A 22,861-nucleotide genomic window follows, 5' to 3' on the forward strand; every position below is an offset into this window, starting at 1 on the left:
TTTTTCCAATCCGTAATAATAGATTTGTATTAGCACTCTTATTGTTAGAGTGCTAAAAAAGAACTAGGGGGCATCGGAAATGGAAACGAAACAGTTCAAGGCAGAGTCGAAACGTTTACTCGAAATGATGATTCATTCCATCTACACACATAAGGAAATCTTTTTACGTGAGTTGATTTCGAACGCTAGTGATGCGATAGACAAGATTTATTACAAAGCATTGACGGACGAGACACTGACGTTCGAAAAGGATGCCTATAAGATTACGATTGAACCAAACCAAACGACACGACAGCTCGTCATTCGTGATACGGGAATCGGGATGACGAAAGAGGAGCTCGAAGCGAATCTCGGGACAATCGCGAAGAGTGGGTCACTTGCCTTTAAGGCGGAGAATGCCGCGCAAGACGGACACGATATCATCGGACAGTTCGGTGTCGGCTTTTATTCGGCATTCATGGTCGCGGACGTGGTCACGGTCATCACGAAACCATTCGGTAGCGAAACAGCGTACAAGTGGGAGTCGCACGGTGTCGACGGTTATACGATTGAAGAAGTCGAAAAAGCTGCAGTCGGGACGGAAATCACGCTGCACATCAAAGCGAACGAAGAAGATGAAAATTATGATGAGTATTTAGATACGCATCGTTTGCGGACGATCGTCAAAAAGTATTCCGACTTCATCCGCTATCCGATTGAGATGGAAGAGACGGAACGTCAACCGATCGAAGGATCGGACGAGATGGAAGAAGTGAAGGTCGTCAAGACAATCAACAGCATGGTGCCGATTTGGCGGAAAAATAAACGAGAGTTGACGGACGAGGATTATACGAACTTCTATCAAGAAAAACGATATGGATTTGATACACCAGTCAAGCACATCCATATTAGTGCAGATGGTGCCGTCCGTTATCAATCGATTTTATTCATTCCGGAGCAACCGTCCTTCGACTATTATTCGAAAGAGTTCGAGAAAGGTCTTGAACTGTATGCGAACGGCGTCTTGATCATGGAAAAATGCAGTGACCTCTTGCCGGACCACTTTAGCTTCGTCAAAGGGATGGTCGACTCGGAAGACTTGTCACTCAATATTTCACGTGAGTTGTTGCAGCACGACCGCCAACTCAAATTGATTGCGAAAAACATTCAAAGTAAGATTAAGACGCAACTTGAAGGACTGCTTCGTGACGATCGCGAGAAGTATGAAACCTTTTATCAAGCCTTTGGTCGTCAATTGAAGTTTGGAATTTACAATGATTACGGCATGCATAAAGAGACGGTCAAAGATCTTGTCCTGTTCCACTCGGCAAAAGAGAAGAAGCTGGTCACGCTCGCTGAATACGTCGCGGCGATGCCGGAAGATCAAAAATACATCTACTATGCTTCAGGTGAAAGTACGGACCGTTTAGATAAGTTACCACAGTCGGAGCTTGTCAAAGACAAAGGGTTCGACATTCTGTACTTTACGGAAGAAATCGATGAGTTCGCGATTCAAATGTTGCTCAACTATGAAGGAAAAGAATTTAAATCGGTTACGAGCAGTGATCTTGGGATCGAGCAAGCGGATCAAGCAGAAACGACCGAAACACAAGTCGAGATGTTTACAGCAATGCAGGAAGCGCTCGCTGGGCAAGTCAAAGAAGTCAAAGCTTCGTCACGCTTAAAATCACATCCGGTCTGCTTCGCGACGGATGGTGCCGTTTCGATTGAAATGGAGAAAATTCTTAAGTCGATGCCGAACAACCAAGATGTTTCAGCCGTGAAAATTTTAGAGTTGAACACGTCACATGACGTCTTCGAAGCCATTGAAACGGCCTTTAAAGAAGACCGTCCGAAATTTGAACGCTATACGAAATTAATGTACCAACAAGCGTTGCTCATGGAAGGCTTGCCAATCGAAGATCCAGTTGCGTTTGCAAATGAAGTGTGTGCCTTGATGGTGTAAGAATGATCGCTTCAGCGTGTAGACAAACTCTTATGAAGCGTGAACATGCGATATCGAATTGCAATTCGTTCGTGCTTTCCTGGATTTCTCTCACGGTATTACCTAAAAAGCATCACGTTTCGTTGACTCCTACGGGGAAAAGTGCGTTTTTAACGCACTGTCAGAGGCAGGCAAGACCCTGCTCGTTGTCCGTGAGGATCAAGGAGCAACGGCTTGCGCCTCGCCCGAGGAAAGCAACGAAACAAGACGCTTTTTATTTCTTCATACCATGTTGTCTACAACTTAAAAGAAGGGATTGCACATCACGGTAGATGGCAATCCCTTCTTTTTTTCTCGTCTCGGCTAAGCTGAGCGTTATTTTTTTGTTATTCAGCGCGAAGTTCAGTTGGTACTTTACCGCGTTTCGAGACGACATTCAGGACGACGAGTGCGAGTAAGAAGGCGATGAGTGCACCGATGAAGCCGATGATTGATGAATCGGTTAAACCGAGCACAAGGTAGCCGACTGCCGATGTCGCTGCACCAACCAACGCATACGGAAGTTGTGTCGTGACGTGATCGATATGATGCGAACCGGCACCTGTCGAACTGAGAATCGTCGTATCGGAAATTGGTGAACAGTGGTCTCCGAAGACGGATCCGGCAAGAACGGCAGCGAGCGTCGGAAGTAAGAGATTCGGTTCGACCGCCATGATGAGGTCAGCACCGATCGGCAGCATGATACCGAATGTTCCCCAACTTGTACCTGTCGAGAATGCCATTAAGCTTGCAATCAAGAACAATAAGAAGGGGAGGTACGAAGCAGAAATCGACTTACTGACGAAGCTTGCTAAGTACTCACCTGTTTTCATGTCACCGATAACAGCGATGATTGTCCAAGCGAATAATAAGATGACGACAGCAGGCCACATGGATTTCATCCCAGCCCAGATGCTGTGTCCGTATTCGCGCGCCGGGATTTTCCGACCAATCAACATCAGGAAAGCAACGACTAAACTGATGACGACACCAGCAACGAGTGAACGTGTTACGTCTGTCGCTTCAAATGCACCAATCAACGTAAATGCACGATTGTCAGCAGCGAGTGCCTGAGCACCGGTAAAGAGTAATGCGGAAACTGTTGCAATGACGAGAACGATAATCGGAACGACGAGGTCACGTACTTTTCCACCTTCGTGTTCTTTGACTTCCTCTGCCATCCCCATCGGTGTTCCTTTACTTGCGTCGAAAAGTTCACCTTTTAATGCACGAAGTTCATGCGTCCGCATCGGTCCGACCGCAATCCCTGTGTACGCGATGTAAAGCGTCAGCAATAGAGCGAAAATCGCATAGAAGTTGAGGGGCACGATCATCATGAAAGCACTGAATGCGGAATACTCCGTAATCGAATGTGTCGTTAAGATACCAGCGATGATCGAGATGATGAACGCTCCCCAACTTGAAAGCGGGCTGATGACACAGACTGGAGCAGCCGTCGAGTCAATAATATACGCAAGTTTTGCACGCGAGACGCCACGACGGTCCGTTAACGGACGACTGACATTCCCGACAGCAAGACTGTTGAAATAATCATCGATGAAGATTAAAATACCTAAACCAAATGCTGCGAGGCGAGCGCCGCGCGCTGTCTTGACGTGTGTTGTTGCCCATTCACCGAAGGCATGTGCACCGCCCGATGTTTGGATAAGCGTCGATAGAACACCGAGTAATAGTAAGAAGATGAGTAATAAGACGTTCCATTCATTTAACGCCCCATCCGCCCAAAATAGACTAAAGATGTTTTTGCCGAGATAGACGACCGTATCGATTGGATTAAAGCTATGCAGCAATAAAGCACCAATCAAAATACCGACACCAAGTGAAATAACGACTTTGCGCGTCACGATTGCAAGTGCGATTGCAATGACAGCTGGAATGAGCGCAACGATTGAATCTGAATAATTGACCATTGTGTGGTTCCTCCTCTTTTTTTAGAAGATGAGACCCATTGCATACAAAAAAGCAAGGGCACCGGCAACAAAGCCGACACCCTTGCTGGATGCGTCTTTCTTAGCCGAATTGGAGCGCTCCATACAAAATACGTATGGCAATCGAACGGGTATTTCCCAATTCGACCAGTACCATCAAGTCAGACACTTGACGATACTTCGGCAGCATTACCTTTCCTTGATCGTCCTCGTTGTCATCCTCAGATCAAATACTCATTAAGACCGCGCCTCTACCTCATCGATAGAATAGTCATATTCTTTTAATAAGAAAACCTTATCATATTTCAGAAAAAAGTTTCAAGTCTGTTTTTAAAAAAAAGTAGTAAAGTCTGTTCAAAAGGAACAATGAAGTTATTCGGCGTTCATCCGATTTAAATGGGCAGCACCGATGACACCGGCATTTCCTTCCAATGCAGCTAAGCGGATGATTGTTTTTTGACGTAACGTCGGGTAGAGACGGGCATTGACGGCTTGTAAGAGCTCCTCCCAAAATAAATCGGCGGAAGCCGTAACACCGCCGCCGATGATGACAGCTTCCGGATCAAGTGTATGAATGATGTTCGCGATGCCTGTTGCTAAATGGTTAACGAAGCGAAGTCTTTCCAGTGGATTGCGAAGAAGTGTTGCGACAGAACGCTCGTTCAACAAATCAGCACGTGTCTGAAGTGCCGTCCCGCTTGCTAATCCTTCGAGTGAGCCTTTGTTCAAGACAGGGTGTTCCGGTCCAGAAGCATCGATGATCGTATTTCCGATTTCACCAGCATATCCGTGTGCGCCTCGAATCAACGTCTTTTGATAGACATATCCACCACCGATTCCTGTACTGACTGTCATGTAATAGATGGATGCATAGTCTTGGCCTGCCCCGAACAATGCTTCGCCGAGCGCGGCGGCATTTGCATCATTTTCAAGGGAAACCGGGATGTTAAAGAACTCTTCTAACGGGCGAACCAAATTTACATCGTCCCAACCCGGCAGGTTCGGAGGTGACAATAGCCGACCCGTTGCTGCATCAAGCGGACCAGGCGCTGCGATACCAATTCGTTCGACTTCAAATTCTTCAAGTAGCTTTTGGATGGCTTGTCTTAAATGATTAATTGTATAGTCCGGGCCAGCAGCCGCCTCTGTCAAAAATCGATATTGTTTTACGACATGGTGCTGATTGATTGCGGCAACACGCGTGTGAGTCCCACCAAGATCAATTCCGATGTGAAGTCGTTGTTTCGGTGTTGGATTTGGACCAGTCAATAGAAGTTTCCCCTTTCCAGAAACGGTACAAGTTACTTTTGCCGGAATCAGAACCGTGTCTCCGGCGGTATAACGCAATTGGTTGATGATCAGCGTGCCACTGATGATAGTGATGACTTGGAAGGAAGTTCGTGGTGCAATCGTAATCATGTCATGGATGGCCCATTCCTCGACAAAAAAATAGGCGTTGGTTGTCAGTAGTCTTGAACAAAAAGAGGTCGGTACATAAGGCTCCTCGTACTGGAAATGAGGAAATTGAATGACTTCGAGTGCTTCTTTAAGGTGGAGTTGACGCGGTTTGTTGGTCGAATGGTCAATTCGATCGTAATCGTACAACCGGTACGTGGTATCAGAGTTCTGCTGGATTTCGATGACAAGACACCCTTCGGTTAAAGCATGAACAGTACCTGCTGGAACGTAAAAAAAATCGCCGGGTGAAACAGGCAAATCAATTAAGCCGGAAGTTAAATCGTCTTCACGGACAGCGCGCAACAAATCAGCTTTTGTTTTGAAGTCATGCCCATAAATAATGGTGGCGTCTGCCGGACAATCGACGATATACCAGCATTCATTTTTCCCGTAAGGCTGTCCTTCTAGGCGACAGGCATCATGATCGTCAGGATGGACTTGAACGGACAAATCATCCGCAGCGTCAATCCACTTAATGAGTAAAGGAAAAGCTTCCGTTGTGTCCACCCCAAAGATTTCAGGGTGATTTGACCATAAATCCCGTAGTGCATCACCGGAAAAACGTCCGGCATTCACCTTGGTTTGCCCGTTTTGGTGATCAGCCAAAGTCCAAGCTTCACCGATGTTGTGTTTGCCTAACGTATCAAATCCATATGCACCAAGCTTACATCCACCCCATATCCGCTCCTGTAAAATCGGCTCAAAACAAATCAGTTCTTCCATGATTGTTCCTCCTCCAAGTTGTTTTCGATTACAACACTACACTTTTTAAAAATAAAAATAAACAAAATAAAAATCAAGTATAGACATGAATGTTAAAATCCGTATAATCAAAGTTGTAAGCGATTCCAAAACGCGGAAGGAATGGTTGAAATGAAAAAAATCATGTTGGCGTGTAGTTCAGGAATGTCGACGAGTATTCTCGTCACTAAGATGCAGGAACATGCCCAATCACTTGGTGAAGAGGCGACAATTTGGGCAGTCGGTCAAGACCAAGCTTTAAAAGAAATGGATGGAGCAGATGTTGTATTGATTGGTCCACAAATGCGCTTTTTATTATCAAAATTTCAACAAGCGACAGATAAACCAGTCGAAGTCATCGATATGATGGCGTACGGAATGGCCGACGGAAAAGCGGCCTATGAACAAGCCGTTAAGTTGATGGGGTGAAGAAATGAAAACAAATGAACAGACGATGGAACAAGTAGCGTTCATGATGATTTTGCATAGTGGAAATGCGCGAAGTACGATTCGTGAAGCAATCGAAGTGTACAAGGAAGAATCATTTGAGGCATTTGAGCGGTTATTAACAGATGCCCGAGAACAGTTGCAAGAAGCGCACCAGATTCATTTCGGTCAAGTCCAAAAAGAAGCGAGCGGTGAGGCGACGACATTGTCTTTACTGCTTTTGCATGCAGAAGATCATTTGATGTCGACACAAACGATGCTTGATTTGACGTCAGGATTAGTTGAAATGATGGAACATAAATTTTCTCAAAAATAAGAGGAGGGATTGAAATGGCTGGTAATAGTAAGTGGTTCGATTTGTTGAGTCGTTTCCTGATGCCGATTGCGGCATATTTAAACAATAGCCGCTATCTTCAGACGTTACGTGACGCGTTCATGCTCGCTTTTCCGATTACGATGTTCGGTTCATTAATCGTTGTTATTGCGAATTTACCATTCTTAGATAAATTTATGTCGCCTGGAGTATTGGATGCTTTTAAAACTTCATTAGGAAACGCCCCTTCGGCGACGATGGGAATCATGTCACTATTCGTCGTCTTCGGTATCGGATATTATCTCTCGAAAAGCTATGATGTAGAAGCTGTTTTTGGTGGTGTAATCGCCCTTGTTTCTTTTTTACTTTTAACACCTTTTTTTGTAGCAGTCGAAAATGTTGCTGATCCTGTCGGTAATGTCATTCCACTTGACCGTCTCGGTGCAAAAGGCATGTTCCTTGCAATGATGACAGGGTTCTTAGCAGGAGAAATTTATCGATTTGTCGTTCAAAAAAACTGGACGATTAAAATGCCGGCTGGCGTGCCGACTGCTGTGGCTAAATCATTTTCAGCTCTTGTGCCTGCACTTTTGACACTTTCCATTTTCCTTGGCATTAACATCGCTATCACCTCGCTTTTAGACACGAATCTCCACGATTTAATCTTTAATTTAGTTCAAAAACCACTCGTGAATCTTGGGAACGGTTTAGTTCCGACATTAATCGCCATCTTTTTTGTTCAATTGTTTTGGTTCTTCGGCCTGCATGGTCAAGTTATCGTCAATTCGGTCATGGATCCGATCTGGAACACTCTGTCACTTGAAAACTTAAACGCCTATACGGCGAATGGAGAACTCCCGAATATCATCAGTAAACAGTTCATTGAAATTTATACAGTTGGAATTGGTGGTTCCGGTTCGACACTGGCTGTCGTCGTCGCAATCCTCCTCTTCATGCGCTCAAAACAGTTGAAGCAAATCGGTAAGTTATCAATCGGACCCGGAATCTTTAACGTCAATGAACCAATCATTTTCGGATTACCGATCGTCATGAACCCTCTCATCATGATTCCCTGGATTTTTGCACCGTTGATTACCGTAACCGTTACTTATTTTGCGATGTCGACAGGAATCGTTCCGCCGCCAACAGGAGTTGCTGTGCCTTGGACGGTGCCGATGTTTATCAGTGGCATGATGGCAACGAATTCACTGGCGGGCGGATTGTTACAACTCGTCAACTTCGCCATTATCATGGCAGTGTGGTTCCCTTTCCTAGTCTTCATTGACCGCTTGAATATGAAAAAAGAACGAGAAGAAGCGAATGTTGCCGGAGATGAAAATCAACATGTAGGTTGAATTCAAAAATAGAGATAGGACGTGGATGAGATGAATCAAACGGAAGTTACGACGGCAAAAGAGCAAAAGTATACGTTCCCTGCAGATTTTTGGTGGGGAACAGCAGCTTCAGCGACACAAACGGAAGGTGCAGCATTTGAGGGGGGAAAAGGACCGAACATTTGGGATCATTGGTACGAACAAGAACCGAATCGCTTTTTCGATGGTGTAAGTGCAACGGTAGCCTCTGATTTTTATTATCGTTATGAAGAAGATATTGCGTTGATGAAAGAACTCGGACACAACTCGTTTCGAATATCGATTTCCTGGTCACGTCTTTTTCCTGAGGGGCAGGGGAAAATGAATCCGATTGCCATTGATTTCTATAATCGTGTGATTGACGAATTGATTGCAGCGGACATCGAACCGTTCGTAAATCTATATCACTTTGATATGCCGCTTGCACTGCAAAACATCGGTGGCTGGGAAAGTCGTGCCGTCGTCACCGCCTATACAGAATATGCTAAAACGTGCTTTTCACTATTCGGAGATCGTGTCAGTAAATGGTTTACGCATAATGAGCCAATCGTCCCGGTAGAAGGTGGCTATTTATACGACTTCCACTACCCGAACGTTGTTGATTTCAAGCGTGCCGTTCAAGTGGCCTATCATTCGATTTTATCGAGTGCACTTGCAATACAGGCCTATAAAGAAACAGAGCAGACGGGTGAAATTGGCATCATCTTGAATTTAACGCCATCTTATCCTCGAAGCCAAAATGCTGGGGATGTGAAAGCGGCCCAAGTAGCCGACGTATTGTTCAATCGTTCTTTCTTGGATCCTTCCGTACTCGGAACGTTCCCGGCCGAATTGGTCGATTTATTGGAACAACAAGGTGCTTTGCCCGAGGTCGTTCAAGGTGACCTGGAACTTATCGCGAAAAATACCGTTGATTTACTCGGAATTAATTACTATCAACCACGACGCATCAAAGTAAAAGAGCACCTTCCGCATCCAGATGCACCTTTCATGCCGGAGCATCTGTTCGATTATTACGAGATGCCGGGAAGAAAAATGAATCCATATCGTGGCTGGGAAATCTACGAAAAGGGAATTTACGATATTTTGACGAACCTGCGAGAGAATTACGGGAACATCAAGTGTTTTGTTTCTGAAAATGGAATGGGTGTAGAAGGGGAGGAACGTTACCGGGACGAGGACGGCAGTGTTCAGGACGATTATCGCATCGATTTCATCGCCTCTCACTTGCAATGGATGCATCGTGCGCTGGAGGAAGGATCAAACGTCAAAGGTTATCACTTATGGACGTTCATGGATAACTGGTCTTGGAGCAATGCCTATAAAAACCGTTACGGTTTTGTCGGACTCGATCTCGCGACCCAAAAACGAACGGTCAAGAAAAGCGGCCATTGGTTCAAACAATTGATTGAAGAGCAAGGATTTACGAAATAATTGAAAAGATGATTAGGATGTCTAGTCCTGATCATCTTTTTTTGTTATATTATTTTTATATGTCTATACATGGGGTGAAGTCATGTCTATAAAGAAACAACCGAAATATGAGAAAATTGCTGATGAACTTCGCAAACGAATCCTAAATGGGGGATATGATGTCGATCAGGCGATGCCGGACGAAATCAACTTAGCAGAAGAATTCGAAGTCAGCCGGATGACGATGAAGAGAGCACTTGAGATTCTCGTCTTAGAAGGAATTATTTACCGACAACGGGGACAAGGGACGTTTATTTTACCATCGAATTTTTCACAAGGACGTATTAACGTTCTGAACAAAGAATCGCAAGGATTGACCAAATTGCTTGGGGAACGGGCTGTTAAAAGCGAAGTACTTCAATTTGAGGTGCGCTTTCCGGAGAAGGAAGTCGCACGGCATTTGATGATTGAGCAAACGGATCCGGTCTATGAAATTAGACGTGTCCGCTACGTCGAAGGAGAGGCTTACGTGATTGAGCATACATTCATGCCTTCCTCCTTGATTACAGGTTTAACGAAGGCGATTCTCGATCAATCGATTTACCGCTATATTCAAGAAGAACTTGGTTATACGATTACGAGCTCGCACAAAATGATCCGTGCAGATAAACCGAATGAATGGGATCAAAAATATCTTGGAAATCTCGAAACCGATCCTGTCATCGAAGTGGAACAAGTCGTTTTTTTAGGGAACGGAAAACCATTTGAATATTCATTTTCGCGGCACCGGTATGACAAATTCGTGTTCACATCTGTGCATATCGGCCGATAAGAAGTCCCTGACGTCTCAGCGCGAAGCTGGTACGACAGGGACTCTTTTTTTGATTTAATCCGAACGCGTGAAGTAGTGAATCAATTGTTGGTTGAGGTAGGAACGGTTGTCTTCGAATTGACGTTTACGATGGCCATTGGCACCAGAGGGATGAGGAAAACCCGATAAAAGAAAATGTTTTCGAATCCGTCCTTGATGAAGTAAGGTCCGGACCGTCGCCTCAACGATTCGGCCGAGCGGAATAATCAGGGCAGGTTCATTTAATTGATTCAATTCTGCTGCGAAGTGTTCATACGCATAGTGTCGGAGTAAAGGGATACGATCTATCTTCGGTTGATGACCACTGTAGTTTTTCCCGCGATAGAAAACAGGATGTTTTAAGATGGAGGTCGCATGGAGTAATTCCTGGTGTTCATTAAATAAAGTAGCGGTCGTCGGAATCGACAGCATTGTCGCAAAATCAAGTTCGTCCAGCATCGTTACGAGATTTCGACGCATCACACCGGAAAAGCTAGCTGAATAATTGGCGTTTTTTGCCGCTTCCTCTAACGAAACGCCATGGTGTAAGGCATCGGCCATCTCTTCGAACGCGATTCGCATCTGTTCAAGTCCTGGCGTAATTCCGACGATAATGACTTTTGCGAAAGGATTGATGTAGTCACCGATTGGGGAATAATAGACCGATAACTCATGTTCCGTTTGCAATAAAAAATCTTCTGTACAAATATCTTCTCGTGTCAACGACCGGTCGACAGGCAAATCTCGAATGACTTGTTCAAAAATCGTTAAGGAATCAATCATAATATGTCCTCTCTCTCTAGTATTGGACATATAATAACAATAAATGGAACAATATACAATTTAACCCTTGTTAAATATTGTGAGAGGTTAATTGCAAAATAACGTTTGAAAAATTAAATCCCCGAATCGATTTAAGGATTCGGGGATTTAAGTCGTATCGATTAACGTGTACTTTCTTTTACAGAAGCGACTTCATAGGTGACGATTTCACTGCCGAGCATCGGTGACTCCTGTGCCTCGCCTTCTTGCTGCGCAGGACGCTTATGCGATTCCTTGAAGTCATCACTGTTCCGCCATGCTTCGAAGTGCTTCATGTCTTCCCAGTACATGTTGACGTTCATTTCGTCATGTTCTTCGATATTTTGCGTTAAGAGAACTTCGACACGAATGAATCCGTCCATCGAGTCGAGACCACTCGGGCGTGTGAAGCGAGGTGCTAGTGCAGCAGCCATCCCTTTTTTGACTTTAATCCGGTTCGTTACGACGATCATAAAAACATCCCCTTTTATCGAATTACGTACCTCTTTAGTATAGTACGATGGAGAAAACAATGCTTGAAAGAAGGAAGTTGAACTATGAATGAACAAGAATATGAAACGCGGCTCCACATTAAAACGATTGATGTCCAGCACCTCTACAATGCCTTCAGTCACTATAACCGTTATGAACCGACCCCATATGCAGCCCTGGATGAGCTATGCGCGGTCTATCCGTTTCATTCTGAGGATACGGTGATTGATTTTGGGTGCGGGAAGGGACGCTTGAACTTTTATCTCCACGATCGGTTTGACTGTTCCGTCATCGGAATCGAGATGAACGGTCAGTTTTATGAGGATGCACTGACGAATCAGATGAATTACTTAAAAAAAGTTAAAAAACGGCGCGGGAGTCTTCAATTTGAACATGTCTATGCAGAAAGTTATCCGATTCCGGTAGAAGCGACAAAGTTTTATTTTTTTAACCCTTTTTCCGTTCAAATTTTTATCAAGGTCGTCAACCACATCTTACAGTCGGTCGAGCAGGCGCCACGGACCATCGATTTGATTCTTTATTATCCGGCAGATGAATACCGGTATTTTTTAGAGAACCAGACGGCGTTCGAACAAATCGAGGAAGTCCGGTTACGCGATTTATTCGAAAAAAATCATGATGAACGGTTTGTGATTTATCGATTCGCTACGTCCGACACGATGACAGAACGGGTATAACTAACTGTAGCCATTTCCTAAAAAAGAAATGAGGCGGTTGAAGTGATTCATCTCGAACATGTCACGAAAGCGTTCGCGTCGGGTAAAGGAATATTCGATGTCAGTTTTTCTGTCGAGCCGGGAATGGTCTTTGGTTTCATTGGTCCGAATGGGGCAGGGAAATCAACGGCACTTCGTCAATTGATGGGCTTGATTGCTGCTGACTCCGGTCATGCGACGATTGGTGGATTTGATTGCTGGGTTGAAACAAAAGAAGTGAAACGACTCGTCGGTTATCTGCCGGGAGAAATCAGTTTGCCGGGAGACTTTACGGGAGACCACATCTTACAGTTGATGCAACAATTGCATGGTGGGGACCGGAAGCGTCAAGCGGATTTACTTGAGCGCTTTCCGTTCGATCCGAAAACGAAGGTGCGGAAGATGTCTAAAGGTACAAAACAAAAACTCGCACTCGTCGGATGTTTCATGAAGGACGCACCGGTCTATCTCCTTGATGAGCCGACGAGCGGACTTGATCCATTGATGCAGGAACGATTTCTGACGTGGTTAGAGGAAGAACGTCGCCTCGGAAAAGCAATCTTGATGAGTTCGCACCACTTCCCGGAGATGGAGAAGTCGTGCGACCGGGCAGCGTTGATAAAAGACGGACGAATCATCGTTGAATCCGATATCCATGAACTGATCCGGTCGAGCCGGAAACAGTATACGGTCGAATTCGGTCTTGCTGCACAGGCGGAACAATTTGCGATTCAAGTTGGGGCGACGCAAAAACAACAACGTGTCTCCTTTTTGACAAGTGACCAATTGACACTGAATCAAGTTCTCCGTCTTCTGACTGCGTACGATATTCGCTCGATTCAGACGACGGCTGATGATTTGGAGCATGTCTTTTTGCACTATTACGGGGAGGGTGACGAATCATGAGCGTGGTCGTCTGGTCTTTACTCAAGCAGAACGTCAAACCGATCGTTGCCTATTCACTTGGTACCAGTTTGTACTTATTGTTGCTCGCCGCCTTGTATCCATCGATGATGAAGACCGGTCTGCTCGAGGCAAAACTCGAAGCTCTCCCAAAAGAATTGTTACAGGCATTCCAATATGACAAGGTGACGTTCAATAATTTGCTCGATCTCTTAGCCGGCAATTATTACGGCTTGATTTTTCAAGTTATTGCGACGTTTTATATGTTGTCCCTCGCGGCACGGTTACTTGCCCGTCCGATCGACAATGGCGAATTGATTTTATATATCGCAGCCCCGATCACGCGGATTCAATATACGGCAGCAGCGCTCATCGTCATGCTGATTGCGAGTACCTGTCTCATTCTATTGAATGGGCTCGTTTTACTGATGGCGGACTGGACGATGTCTGGTATCTCGATTGATGGTATGACTTTATTGCGACTGCAAGTCAATGCCTTATTTTTGCTGTATGCGGTTGCTGGTTTCACGTTGTTTATCGCGACACTCTTTGACGATGAGCGTCGTGCCTTTTCCGTCGCTGCCGGTGTCCTCGTCTTCTCGATTGTCTTGACGATTGGAGCGGGCTTAAGTGAAAAAACGGACTGGATGCGTTATGGATCGATCTTCAGTTTGTTTGATACGGGACGATTGCGGCGGGGACAGAACATTTACTGTTGCACATCCTTCTACTTGTGCTAATCTGTCTGATGTTCAGTAGTTTTGCTTTTATCAGTTTTCGAAAACGGAATTTATCGATTTGAGGCATTTTTTTGACAAAACAAAGCGAAACAGCCTTTCGAAATCTACAGAAAGTGAACATTTAGGATTTGAACGTTGCGTAAGTGCCCGATTTTTACTAAGATAAAGGAATGTTATAGTTCTGGAAAAAGAAATGAGGTCTCACTAATGAATAAACCATCCATTTATGGATTAACAATTGAGCAGATGACAGACTGGTTATCGCATCAAGGTCACAAGCCGTTCCGTGCGAAGCAGGTTTGGGATTGGCTTTATCGTAAACGTGTCACTACTTTCGCTGAAATGACGAATGTCAACAAGGATTGCCTTGAGTTGTTAGATCAGAGTTTTGCGATTGGCTCGATGACAGAATCAGTTAAACAAGAATCAGCAGACGGAACAATCAAGTTCCTCTTCAAGTTGTATGACGGCAGTTTGATTGAAACAGTCCTCATGCGTCACAAATACGGACTCTCTGTCTGTGTGACGACACAAGTCGGTTGTAACATCGGCTGCAGCTTCTGCGCGAGTGGATTGATTAAGAAGAGCCGCGATTTGTCAGCTGGTGAAATCGTCGAACAAATCATGAACGTCCAACATCACCTCGATGCTGTCGGTAAAGAAGAACGTGTCAGCCACGTCGTCGTCATGGGTATCGGTGAGCCGTTTGATAACTTCGACAACATGGTCGACTTCTTGAACGTCATCAAAGATCACAACGGTCTTGCGATCGGTGCACGTCACATCACTGTTTCGACAAGTGGTCTTGCTGATAAAATCTACAAATTCGCAGATTTAAAACTTCAAGTGAACTTGGCGATTTCATTGCACGCACCAAACAACGAGTTGCGCACACAAATCATGAAAATCAACCGTGCGATTCCACTTGAAAAATTGATGCCTGCCATCGATTATTACGTGAAGACGACGAATCGTAAAATTACGATCGAGTACATCTTACTTCGTGGAGTCAATGACCAAAAAGCACAAGCAATCGAACTTGCGAAATTATTCGAAGACAAACGTCACTTGACGTATGTCAACTTGATTCCGTACAACCCGGTTGATGAGCATGGTCAATATCAACGGAGTACGTCAGAAGATATCTCGACATTCTACGATACGTTGAAAAAGAACGGTCTCAACTGTGGTGTTCGTCTCGAGCACGGGACAGACATCGACGCAGCATGTGGACAGTTACGCAGTAAACAAATCAAAAAAGATAAAGTCGCAGCAAAATAAGCAAGTGGAGCTTCCTGTCACTCTGACGGGAAGCTCTTTTGACGTCCTGCGGAAAGTAGCGCATAATGAGAGGTCATGAGATGTACGGTCAATTCGAAACTATATAATAAATGAGGGATTCACATGCCAAAAAAACCATTCACTGATTTTCAACTCAGTTCACCAATTTTAGAAGCGATTGAACAACTTGGTTACCATACGCCGACGGATGTCCAACAAGCCGTCATTCCGGTCGCCTTGTCTGAAAAAGATATCATCGTCAAATCACGCACAGGAAGCGGGAAAACGGCATCGTTCGGCATTCCACTCTGTGAACTCGTCGAGTGGGAAGAAAATAAACCACAAGCGCTAATTTTGACACCGACGCGTGAACTGGCGCTGCAAGTCACGGAAGACGTGATGAACATCGGGCGTTACAAGCGGATTAAAGCGACAGCCGTTTTCGGAAAACAGCCGTTCCGTGGTCAGGTCACGGAATTAAAACAGAAGACCCATATCGTCGTCGGAACACCAGGTCGTGTGCTCGATCACCTCGAGCGAGGGACACTTTCGCTTGAAAAGGTCAAATACCTTGTCCTGGATGAAGCGGATGAGATGCTGAACATGGGCTTCCTCGAGCAAGTCGATACGATTTTAAAACAACTGCCGACACAACGGACGACGATGTTGTTCTCAGCGACGTTCCCGCAAGACATCCACAAGCTGAGCGAACGTTACATGCAGTCGCCGAAAGAAGTCGAAATCACGACAAATGCAACCGAAATCGCTCAAATCGATCACAGTTATATTTCTGTAACCGATAAGACGAAATTCGCAATCCTGAAAGACGTCACGGTCGTCGAAAATCCGGACCGTTGTATGATTTTCTGCCGGACGAAAGAACATGTCGATTTCGTCGCCCAAGGACTGACGGCGATGGAGTATCCGGTCGAGAAAATTCACGGCGGGATGGAACAGGACGAGCGCCTTGCGGTCATGAAGGCATTCCGTGCAGGCGAATTCCGTTACTTGGTCGCGACAGACGTCGCAGCACGTGGAATTGACATCGAAAATATCACCCACGTCATCCAGTACGACATGCCGGTCGAAAAAGAAAGTTATGTGCACCGGACGGGTCGGACAGGGCGTGCGGGCGCAATGGGGAAAGCAATCAGCCTCGTGACGGAAGCGGATATGCGCCGTCTTCGTGAAGTCGAACAGTACCGTGGCGAAGCAATCGAAAAACGTCAAGCACCGACGGAACGTGAATTGATTCGGACGGCAGATGCGTTCGAAGAGAAAATCACGACGACGGATGTCCGCACATCAAAAACACAACAACTGAACGCTGACATCATGAAGCTCTATTTCAATGGCGGGAAGAAAAAGAAACTTCGGGCCGTTGATTTTGTCGGAACGATTGCGAAAATCGAAGGGATGACTGCTCAGGATATCGGGATCATCACGATTCAAGATACGGTAACGTATGTCGAGATTCTGAACGGTAAAGGGCCACTCGTCTTACGCGCGATGAAGACGACGAAGGTCAAAGGGAAACAACTGAAAGTATATGAAGCATTTAAAAAATAAGAACTGAATGAAAAACAGCCGTTTTGAGAGAGCTTTACTCTCCCGAAACGGCTGTTTTTTGCTGTAAGACTTGTCCGAGGTGGAGACCGCTCGCCGCTGCTTGCGAAAGCGAATGGGTCGCGCCGGAACAATCCCCGATTGCATACAGTCCCGTGATGTCTGTTTCGAAGTCGCGGGAGGTCGCGAGGACCGGAGCGTAAAACTTCCCGTCCATTCCGTAAAGCAATGTATCAGGGGAGAGCGGAGTTTCGAGCAAACGTTCGAGCCGCTCGAAAAATCCGAGTAACACGGTGAGATCTGTGTCCGGGACCTCGTCGAGCAGGTTTCCTGGTGTTGCTTCGAGCGTCGGGACGACTTGATTGTGAGCGATTCCGGTTGCTGTAGAAGCTACACCGGCAAGCAAGTCACCGAGACGTTGGACGACAATCCGGTCCGACCCCTGGTTGATTTGTCCGATGACTGAAGTCGCAAATTGATTCGCTGCGGTCAACGTATCGAAATAGCGTGGTAAAAACAACGTGAAGTTTAAATTTGCCGTCCCCGTCGTCTGTTCGCGGAAATTTTGTCCGTCCGGCATGACGAGACCTTCTTGATATTTGCGGATGATCCGACCGGTCGGATTCATGCAGTAGGTGACGGCCGTTCCAGCGTCAGATGCGTATGCCAGCTTCGTTTCGAACGTGTCCTGTAATACAGTCCGAAAAGGCGCTTCATCCATTTCAATCCGAATCCCGAGGTCGAGTCGTGTTTTCGTTTGCACCAGACCGAGCTGCTTTAGCTGCTGGCGCATCCAGTCCGTTCCGGAACGTCCGGTCGCAAGCACGACTCGTCGGCTCGAGAACGTCTCTGACGCTGTTTTGAGTGTGAATGTAGTATCCGCTTGTTTCTGTATCTGTTCGACTTGCGTCGAAAAGCGGAACGTGACCGTCTGCATCAACATGTCCTCCAGTCGGGCGAGCACCTGTTTCGTAAGTGAAGTTCCGAGATGACGGACGGACGTCTCGATTGTATGTAAACCAGCGTCTTCAGCACGCGCCGCAAATGACGCATTATGAGTGGAATACAAAGGGACCTCCAGTGCTCCGTACTGACACAGGACGGCATCGACTTGTTGCATTAAGCGAAGTGTCGTTTCCGGACCTAACTTTTGTTCGAGTTCGCCCCCGAACTCTGTTGAATAATTGTATTTTCCTTCTGATTTACCGAGTCCGCCAAAGCCGAGGTAAGCGTCTGTCACGGTTCTTTCGGCTAACGGTTTTCCGGCGTCAATCACTAAGACGGATTGTCCGTCCTGTACGAGTTCGTGTGCCAGAAAAATTCCGGCGACACCTGCGCCGATGATCGTTACGTCATACACCTGCATCCGCTCCTTTTTCGTTCAGTATACAAAAGGATTGAGCCGAACTGAATTTAAATGCAAAGGAGGGACAGGAAATGCAGCAAAAAAAGTACCCCGTAAAACGGGATGCTCCAGGCTGTAGACAACGTGCTATCGGGAGATCAAGCGTCTTTTTTCGTTGCTTTCCTCGGGCGAGGCACAAGCCGTTGCTCCTTGGTCCTCACGGACAATGAGCAGGGTCTTGCCTGCCTCTGACAGCGCGTTAAAAACGCACTTTTCCCCGTAGGAGTCAACGAAAACGACGCTTTTTAGGCAATAGCGTAGGAAAAGACAAGTCGTACAGCCGCTCTTTGAAGACGGGACAGGGAAGCGAAGCGGCGCGATGTTTGCCACAGGAAGACGATTAGGAAGGAAAGAGCAAAAAAAGATGGAAAATCACATTTACGTGACCTTCCATCTAGTTTGTCTACAGTCGGAGCACCCCGTTAAAACGAGGTGCTCTCTTCATCGTGCGGATTGCTTACTTCCAATCTGTGATGTCGTTGATTGGAAGACGGACTGATGGATATCCTGCGTCAACGGCTTTCCCGATTGAAAGGAGCATGACAGGGAGGTAACGGTCTTTATCCATACCGAATGCTTCCGCGATTTGGTCTTTTTCGTAACCACCGATTGGGTTCGTATCGTAACCATGTGCACGGGCGACGAGCATCAATTGCATCGAAACAAGACCGGAGTCGATCAAGATGCTGTCACGAAGTGTGTCTGTATCTTCTGGGCGGTAGAATCCTTTGATTGCCGGAACTTGGCGATCGCGGACTTCTTGCGGCATAAGCCCTTTTTCAACAGCCATGTCGTAGATTGTATCGATGCTATCGACCGCATTCATGTCGCCGAACACAGCGATGACAGCAGATGATGTCTCGACTTGGACTTGGTTGAACTTCGCGAGTGGAGCGAGTGTCGCTTTTCCTTCTTCGCTGTCGATGACGAGGAAACGCCATGGTTGCATGTTGACGGAAGATGGTGCGAGTGTTGCTTCTTCAAGAATTTGTGTCATTTCTTCTTTTGAGATTTTTACATCCGTGTCGTAGTTGCGGATTGAGCGACGGCCTTTTACGATTTCCATAAAGTCAGTAGTTGTTTGTGTTGTCATAGTATTCAATCTCCCTTGTTGTGTTCTCTATTTTTTGATGAAGCGAATCGAACTTATTTCCAGTCTGCGATATCGTTGATTGGAAGACGGACTGATGGATATCCTGCGTCAACGGCTTTCCCGATTGAAAGGAGCATGACTGGTACATAACGATTTTTATCCATGCCGAAAGCTTCAGCGATTTGATCTTTTTCGTATCCACCGATCGGATTCGTATCGTAACCGTGTGCACGAGCGACGAGCATCAATTGCATGGAAACAAGACCTGAATCGATCAAGATGCTGTCTTTAAGTGCGCTAGCAGGAACGTTTTCATACATACCTTTGATTGCCGGAACTTGACGGTCGCGGACTTCTTGCGGCATAAGTCCTTGTGCGACAGCTGTATCGTAAATGTTTTCAAGTTGATCGATCGCATTCATGTCACCGAAGACCGCGATGACAGCAGATGATGTCTCGACTTGGACTTGGTTGAACTTCGCGAGTGGAGCGAGTGTCGCTTTTCCTTCTTCGCTGTCGATAACGAGGAAACGCCATGGTTGCATGTTGACGGAAGACGGTGCGAGTGTTGCTTCTTCAAGAATTTGTGTCATTTCTTCTTTTGAGATTTTTACGTCCGTGTCGTAGTTGCGGATTGAACGACGGCCTTTTACGATTTCCATAAAGTCAGTAGATGTTTGTGTTGTCATGAGTAAGCTCTCCTTTTTTTATCAAAAATAGACGAGAATACGCCCACTTCTAAACGTTCAGGGTGAAGCCCTAGTCCAAGTGGGGGATGAATCGTCTTCGGACAAGGCGTGTCTTCCGACACGTAAATTGTCCGACGCTCTTAGTTTGAAGACAATTAAAATCAGGAATAATTAAAATGTCACGTTCTTTGGAAACTGAAGATATAGGGTTGTGACAGGAAGTTCGTCTGTCACGTAAAATCTTCAACGTCCACCTTGCGGATGACCGAAGTAGCGAAAACCAAGCAGAGTAGGCATCCGCGCAAAAGAAACGGGCAAGATTAACGTTCAACCGTCGGGACGACGGGGTTAGCCTGATAAATTTTCGGCCGTTAGGTCGAATAACTCAGGAATCCTCCACCTCTTAGCGAAGCGTAGGTGGAGGTAGTTCAACGTGCAGTAGTTTTAGGTAATGTTAACGCGTTATCTTCAATACGCTGAATCATTTGTGCGAGTTGATCTTGTTCTTCTTCAGTAAAGCCGGTTAACAGCCTTTCCAAGAAGTCATCTTTTTGCTGGCGCAATTGTGTGATACGTGTGGCACCCTCTGCAGTTAATGAGACGAGGATGACACGGTTATCGCTCTCAGAACGGACACGTTGAATCATTCCGTTCGTTTCGAGATGTTTTAAATGTCGCGTCACGGCAGCGTTGTCGACATTGACGCGTTGTTGCAATTCTTTTTGACTAATCGTCTTTCCGACCTCGAGTTGGGCTAGTAAGTCCATCCGAGTCTGACTGAAGCCATCTGTACATAAATCAAATTTTTGCGCGATCGTCTTATTGACCGAGACGAGTGCATAAATGAGGCGTCCTTTTTCCGTACAAGAAATACTCAAATCATCACATCCTTCCCTTCGTTCCAAGAAACCTTTGACGTATCAAAGATTGATATGTAAACGAATATAACGTGTATTTTTTCTAGGTGCAACTAATCTGCTTCATCCACGAAAAAAAGATACCATTTCTTTCGAAACGATATCGAGTCAGGCGGCTCAGCTGATTTTTTGTTCGTTCGGTCGAACGACCCCAGCATCGATTGCGGCAATCATCCGCCGGAAATAGACTAACCAAAATTGAAGAAACGGTCCAATCAAAAAGATTGAGAGGATGGTCCCGAAAAAGACGGGGCCACCGAGTAACCAACCAAGACCACATGCCGTTATCTCCATGATTGTCCGCATCATCCGGATTGAGGTTCCGAAACGATCCGCTAACGTCAAGGTCAATCCGTCACGTGGACCGGCGCCGTATCCGACGGCGACGTATAGCCCTGCCCCCATGCCGATGATGAAAATACCGAAGATGAGCCATAAGGCGTTTAGCCAGACAGCTGAGAACGATGGAAGCAAATGAGAACCAAGTACGAGGTTCATGAAGACACCGACGAAAATTGCATTGACGAGTGTCCCGACTTGCGGTCGAATCCGGTCGAGTAAGTATTTGACGAGGACGAGCAGCAGACCGACGAGAAGAATGACCGTCCCGACTGACAAAGGTGTTTTGTTTTGAAGACCGAGATGCAGGACATCCCACGTCGAGACACCGAGGTTAGCGGTGATCATGATGGAGGAACCGACGGCGAGTAAAAAGAGACCGCTTAAAAATAAGAACCACTTCAACGTTGCGCGCAGCAACCAGGACGTATGGAAACGTTTGAACATCGTTGCGTGTCACCTCGATTCAATAAGATACGTATTCGTTAACTGTATCACGTTCGTGGACTAAAGCAGAAGCAACAAATTGTCGAATGTCCAACTTGAGAAGGAGGGAGGTACGGCGAACGTCTCGTATACTTAAAGAAAGAAGAGGAGGGACGTCGATGCGATTGATCCGCCATCTCATCCGTTTTACATATCTTGAAGCACTCTGTTGTGTCTTTCCAGTCGCCATCTTTGCTGCACTCGCCTTATCACGTTATTTGCCGAGTGAACCGATTGCCCGTTATGACATCCTGTTACTGTGGTGTCTGTTCGTCCAAGTCGCCTTACTCGTGACCCGTTATGAAACGAAAGAAGAGTTCAAGCTGATTCTTATTTTTCACGTCATTGGATTAGGACTTGAGCTGTTTAAAGTCCACGTCGGTTCATGGAGTTATCCGGAAGACGCATTTTCGAAGGTGCTGGGTGTTCCGCTCTATGCGGGCTTCATGTATGCCAGTGTCGCGAGTTACATCTGTCAGGCATTTCGGCGACTTGATCTTCGGTTTACGTCCTTTCCACGTCCGACCCTCGCACTTGCTGTCGGGAGTTTGATTTACTTAAACTTTTTTACGCACCACTGGATGCTCGATTTACGGTGGTTCTTGATGGGACTCGTCATCGTCGTCTTCTTTAAATCGTGGGTCTACTTCCGACTAGAGGATACGGTTTACCGTCTCCCGCTTGTCTTATCATTTTTACTAATTGCCTGGTTCATTTGGCTGGCGGAAAACATCGTCACCTTTTTTAAGGGCTGGGTCTATCCGCATCAGCAAGAGGGGTGGGCACTTGTCGATTTTGGCAAATTATCGTCTTGGTTCTTACTCGTCATCATTACCGTCTTGATTGTCGTCGTCGAAAAATACCGAAGTGACGACTCCGCAGTCGAAGTTAAATCGTAACCCATAACAAAAAAATACCAGGTTGTT

Annotated in this window: 21 protein-coding genes and 1 riboswitch; of the genes, 12 read left to right on the forward strand and 9 right to left on the reverse strand. The window is 46.0% G+C overall.

Features of this window, described 5'->3' with window-relative positions; translation table 11 throughout:
• The first annotated feature begins 79 nt into the window (after nucleotides 1–79).
• Nucleotides 80–1,945 carry a molecular chaperone HtpG gene (gene htpG, locus KNP88_RS08330; RefSeq protein WP_214893214.1) on the forward strand — a complete coding sequence of 622 codons (1,866 nt, stop codon included), beginning with the start codon at nucleotides 80–82 and terminating at the stop codon, nucleotides 1,943–1,945.
• A 365-nt stretch (nucleotides 1,946–2,310) separates the two neighbouring features.
• Here the strand turns inward: htpG and KNP88_RS08335 are convergent, their stop codons facing one another.
• Nucleotides 2,311–3,894 (reverse strand): Na+/H+ antiporter NhaC family protein, encoded by a 1,584-nt coding sequence (locus KNP88_RS08335; RefSeq protein ID WP_088838252.1) that lies wholly within the window; start codon nucleotides 3,892–3,894, stop codon nucleotides 2,311–2,313.
• A gap of 104 nt (nucleotides 3,895–3,998) precedes the next feature.
• Nucleotides 3,999–4,174, reverse strand: a riboswitch (Lysine riboswitch).
• A gap of 110 nt (nucleotides 4,175–4,284) precedes the next feature.
• On the reverse strand, nucleotides 4,285–6,093 hold the full coding sequence (locus tag KNP88_RS08340) for a type I phosphomannose isomerase catalytic subunit (RefSeq protein ID WP_214893216.1): 1,809 nt from the start codon (nucleotides 6,091–6,093) through the stop codon (nucleotides 4,285–4,287).
• A 150-nt stretch (nucleotides 6,094–6,243) separates the two neighbouring features.
• Between KNP88_RS08340 and KNP88_RS08345 the strand changes: the two genes are divergently transcribed.
• The 5 genes from KNP88_RS08345 to KNP88_RS08365 all read left to right on the forward strand — a co-directional run bounded on the left by KNP88_RS08345 (nucleotide 6,244) and on the right by KNP88_RS08365 (nucleotide 10,489).
• Nucleotides 6,244–6,540: a PTS sugar transporter subunit IIB gene (locus KNP88_RS08345; RefSeq protein ID WP_088838250.1), complete on the forward strand. Its 297-nt coding sequence runs from the start codon at nucleotides 6,244–6,246 to the stop codon at nucleotides 6,538–6,540.
• 4 nt (nucleotides 6,541–6,544) lie between these two features.
• Nucleotides 6,545–6,874, forward strand: coding sequence for a PTS sugar transporter subunit IIA (locus tag KNP88_RS08350; protein ID WP_214893218.1), 330 nt, complete (start codon nucleotides 6,545–6,547; stop codon nucleotides 6,872–6,874).
• 14 nt (nucleotides 6,875–6,888) lie between these two features.
• Complete coding sequence (gene celB / locus KNP88_RS08355) at nucleotides 6,889–8,226, forward strand: PTS cellobiose transporter subunit IIC (protein WP_088838248.1); 1,338 nt, start codon at nucleotides 6,889–6,891, stop codon at nucleotides 8,224–8,226.
• A 30-nt stretch (nucleotides 8,227–8,256) separates the two neighbouring features.
• Nucleotides 8,257–9,678 carry a glycoside hydrolase family 1 protein gene (locus KNP88_RS08360; RefSeq protein ID WP_214893220.1) on the forward strand — a complete coding sequence of 474 codons (1,422 nt, stop codon included), beginning with the start codon at nucleotides 8,257–8,259 and terminating at the stop codon, nucleotides 9,676–9,678.
• 82 nt (nucleotides 9,679–9,760) lie between these two features.
• Nucleotides 9,761–10,489 carry a GntR family transcriptional regulator gene (locus tag KNP88_RS08365; protein WP_088838246.1) on the forward strand — a complete coding sequence of 243 codons (729 nt, stop codon included), beginning with the start codon at nucleotides 9,761–9,763 and terminating at the stop codon, nucleotides 10,487–10,489.
• Nucleotides 10,490–10,543: 54 nt separating this feature from the next.
• Here the strand turns inward: KNP88_RS08365 and KNP88_RS08370 are convergent, their stop codons facing one another.
• A complete protein-coding gene (locus KNP88_RS08370; protein WP_214805343.1) occupies nucleotides 10,544–11,290 on the reverse strand; it encodes a uracil-DNA glycosylase family protein in 747 nt (248 codons plus the stop codon).
• A gap of 161 nt (nucleotides 11,291–11,451) precedes the next feature.
• Nucleotides 11,452–11,781 (reverse strand): heme oxygenase, encoded by a 330-nt coding sequence (locus KNP88_RS08375; RefSeq protein WP_214893222.1) that lies wholly within the window; start codon nucleotides 11,779–11,781, stop codon nucleotides 11,452–11,454.
• 84 nt (nucleotides 11,782–11,865) lie between these two features.
• Here KNP88_RS08375 and KNP88_RS08380 point away from each other — a divergent pair, with 84 nt between their 5' ends.
• The 5 genes from KNP88_RS08380 (at nucleotide 11,866) to KNP88_RS08400 (ending at nucleotide 17,009) form a co-directional block, all read left to right on the forward strand.
• Nucleotides 11,866–12,498, forward strand: a complete 633-nt coding sequence (locus KNP88_RS08380) for a methyltransferase (protein WP_214893224.1) — start codon at nucleotides 11,866–11,868, stop codon at nucleotides 12,496–12,498.
• Nucleotides 12,499–12,540: 42 nt separating this feature from the next.
• Entirely contained in the window at nucleotides 12,541–13,422 is an 882-nt protein-coding gene (locus tag KNP88_RS08385) for an ABC transporter ATP-binding protein (protein WP_214893226.1), read from the forward strand.
• On the forward strand, nucleotides 13,419–14,159 hold the full coding sequence (locus KNP88_RS08390; RefSeq protein WP_251137172.1) for an ABC transporter permease subunit: 741 nt from the start codon (nucleotides 13,419–13,421) through the stop codon (nucleotides 14,157–14,159). The genes KNP88_RS08385 and KNP88_RS08390 overlap by 4 nt, the downstream gene beginning before the upstream one ends.
• A 207-nt stretch (nucleotides 14,160–14,366) precedes the next feature.
• The gene (rlmN, locus tag KNP88_RS08395) at nucleotides 14,367–15,440 is read left to right on the forward strand and encodes a dual-specificity RNA methyltransferase RlmN (RefSeq protein ID WP_088838241.1); all 1,074 of its coding nucleotides are present in this window, start codon (nucleotides 14,367–14,369) and stop codon (nucleotides 15,438–15,440) included.
• Between the two features lie 123 nt (nucleotides 15,441–15,563).
• Complete coding sequence (locus tag KNP88_RS08400) at nucleotides 15,564–17,009, forward strand: DEAD/DEAH box helicase (RefSeq protein WP_214770247.1); 1,446 nt, start codon at nucleotides 15,564–15,566, stop codon at nucleotides 17,007–17,009.
• A gap of 34 nt (nucleotides 17,010–17,043) precedes the next feature.
• On the opposite strand, the gene KNP88_RS08405 is transcribed toward KNP88_RS08400, so the two are convergent.
• The 5 genes from KNP88_RS08405 to KNP88_RS08425 all read right to left on the reverse strand — a co-directional run bounded on the left by KNP88_RS08405 (nucleotide 17,044) and on the right by KNP88_RS08425 (nucleotide 21,896).
• Complete coding sequence (locus KNP88_RS08405; RefSeq protein WP_214893228.1) at nucleotides 17,044–18,366, reverse strand: NAD(P)/FAD-dependent oxidoreductase; 1,323 nt, start codon at nucleotides 18,364–18,366, stop codon at nucleotides 17,044–17,046.
• A 502-nt stretch (nucleotides 18,367–18,868) separates the two neighbouring features.
• A complete protein-coding gene (locus tag KNP88_RS08410) occupies nucleotides 18,869–19,504 on the reverse strand; it encodes a nitroreductase family protein (protein ID WP_214805337.1) in 636 nt (211 codons plus the stop codon).
• Between the two features lie 53 nt (nucleotides 19,505–19,557).
• Complete coding sequence (locus KNP88_RS08415) at nucleotides 19,558–20,193, reverse strand: nitroreductase family protein (RefSeq protein ID WP_214893230.1); 636 nt, start codon at nucleotides 20,191–20,193, stop codon at nucleotides 19,558–19,560.
• Nucleotides 20,194–20,621: 428 nt separating this feature from the next.
• Nucleotides 20,622–21,071, reverse strand: a complete 450-nt coding sequence (locus tag KNP88_RS08420) for a MarR family winged helix-turn-helix transcriptional regulator (protein ID WP_251137173.1) — start codon at nucleotides 21,069–21,071, stop codon at nucleotides 20,622–20,624.
• 156 nt (nucleotides 21,072–21,227) lie between these two features.
• Nucleotides 21,228–21,896, reverse strand: coding sequence for a YczE/YyaS/YitT family protein (locus KNP88_RS08425; RefSeq protein WP_214808467.1), 669 nt, complete (start codon nucleotides 21,894–21,896; stop codon nucleotides 21,228–21,230).
• A gap of 158 nt (nucleotides 21,897–22,054) precedes the next feature.
• Here KNP88_RS08425 and KNP88_RS08430 point away from each other — a divergent pair, with 158 nt between their 5' ends.
• Nucleotides 22,055–22,834 (forward strand): DUF817 domain-containing protein, encoded by a 780-nt coding sequence (locus KNP88_RS08430; protein ID WP_214893234.1) that lies wholly within the window; start codon nucleotides 22,055–22,057, stop codon nucleotides 22,832–22,834.
• Nucleotides 22,835–22,861 lie beyond the last annotated feature (27 nt).

This window comes from Exiguobacterium sp. H66, assembly GCF_018618705.1.
In the GTDB taxonomy this organism is placed as follows: Bacteria; Bacillota; Bacilli; order Exiguobacteriales; family Exiguobacteriaceae; genus Exiguobacterium_A; species Exiguobacterium_A oxidotolerans.

Excerpts from the sequence above, each read along its gene's own strand:
- KNP88_RS08375 (WP_214893222.1), bottom strand. The coding sequence starts at position 11,781 with ATGATCGTCGTAACGAACCGGATTAAAGTCAAAAAAGGGATGGCTGCT.
- rlmN (WP_088838241.1), top strand. The coding sequence starts at position 14,367 with ATGAATAAACCATCCATTTATGGATTAACAATTGAGCAGATGACAGAC.
- KNP88_RS08360 (WP_214893220.1), top strand. The coding sequence starts at position 8,257 with ATGAATCAAACGGAAGTTACGACGGCAAAAGAGCAAAAGTATACGTTC.
- KNP88_RS08430 (WP_214893234.1), top strand. The coding sequence starts at position 22,055 with ATGCGATTGATCCGCCATCTCATCCGTTTTACATATCTTGAAGCACTC.
- KNP88_RS08370 (WP_214805343.1), bottom strand. The coding sequence starts at position 11,290 with ATGATTGATTCCTTAACGATTTTTGAACAAGTCATTCGAGATTTGCCT.
- KNP88_RS08350 (WP_214893218.1), top strand. The coding sequence starts at position 6,545 with ATGAAAACAAATGAACAGACGATGGAACAAGTAGCGTTCATGATGATT.
- KNP88_RS08415 (WP_214893230.1), bottom strand. The coding sequence starts at position 20,193 with ATGACAACACAAACATCTACTGACTTTATGGAAATCGTAAAAGGCCGT.
- KNP88_RS08390 (WP_251137172.1), top strand. The coding sequence starts at position 13,419 with ATGAGCGTGGTCGTCTGGTCTTTACTCAAGCAGAACGTCAAACCGATC.
- KNP88_RS08410 (WP_214805337.1), bottom strand. The coding sequence starts at position 19,504 with ATGACAACACAAACAACTACTGACTTTATGGAAATCGTAAAAGGCCGT.
- celB (WP_088838248.1), top strand. The coding sequence starts at position 6,889 with ATGGCTGGTAATAGTAAGTGGTTCGATTTGTTGAGTCGTTTCCTGATG.
- KNP88_RS08340 (WP_214893216.1), bottom strand. The coding sequence starts at position 6,093 with ATGGAAGAACTGATTTGTTTTGAGCCGATTTTACAGGAGCGGATATGG.
- KNP88_RS08365 (WP_088838246.1), top strand. The coding sequence starts at position 9,761 with ATGTCTATAAAGAAACAACCGAAATATGAGAAAATTGCTGATGAACTT.
- htpG (WP_214893214.1), top strand. The coding sequence starts at position 80 with ATGGAAACGAAACAGTTCAAGGCAGAGTCGAAACGTTTACTCGAAATG.
- KNP88_RS08345 (WP_088838250.1), top strand. The coding sequence starts at position 6,244 with ATGAAAAAAATCATGTTGGCGTGTAGTTCAGGAATGTCGACGAGTATT.
- KNP88_RS08380 (WP_214893224.1), top strand. The coding sequence starts at position 11,866 with ATGAATGAACAAGAATATGAAACGCGGCTCCACATTAAAACGATTGAT.
- KNP88_RS08335 (WP_088838252.1), bottom strand. The coding sequence starts at position 3,894 with ATGGTCAATTATTCAGATTCAATCGTTGCGCTCATTCCAGCTGTCATT.
- KNP88_RS08400 (WP_214770247.1), top strand. The coding sequence starts at position 15,564 with ATGCCAAAAAAACCATTCACTGATTTTCAACTCAGTTCACCAATTTTA.
- KNP88_RS08425 (WP_214808467.1), bottom strand. The coding sequence starts at position 21,896 with ATGTTCAAACGTTTCCATACGTCCTGGTTGCTGCGCGCAACGTTGAAG.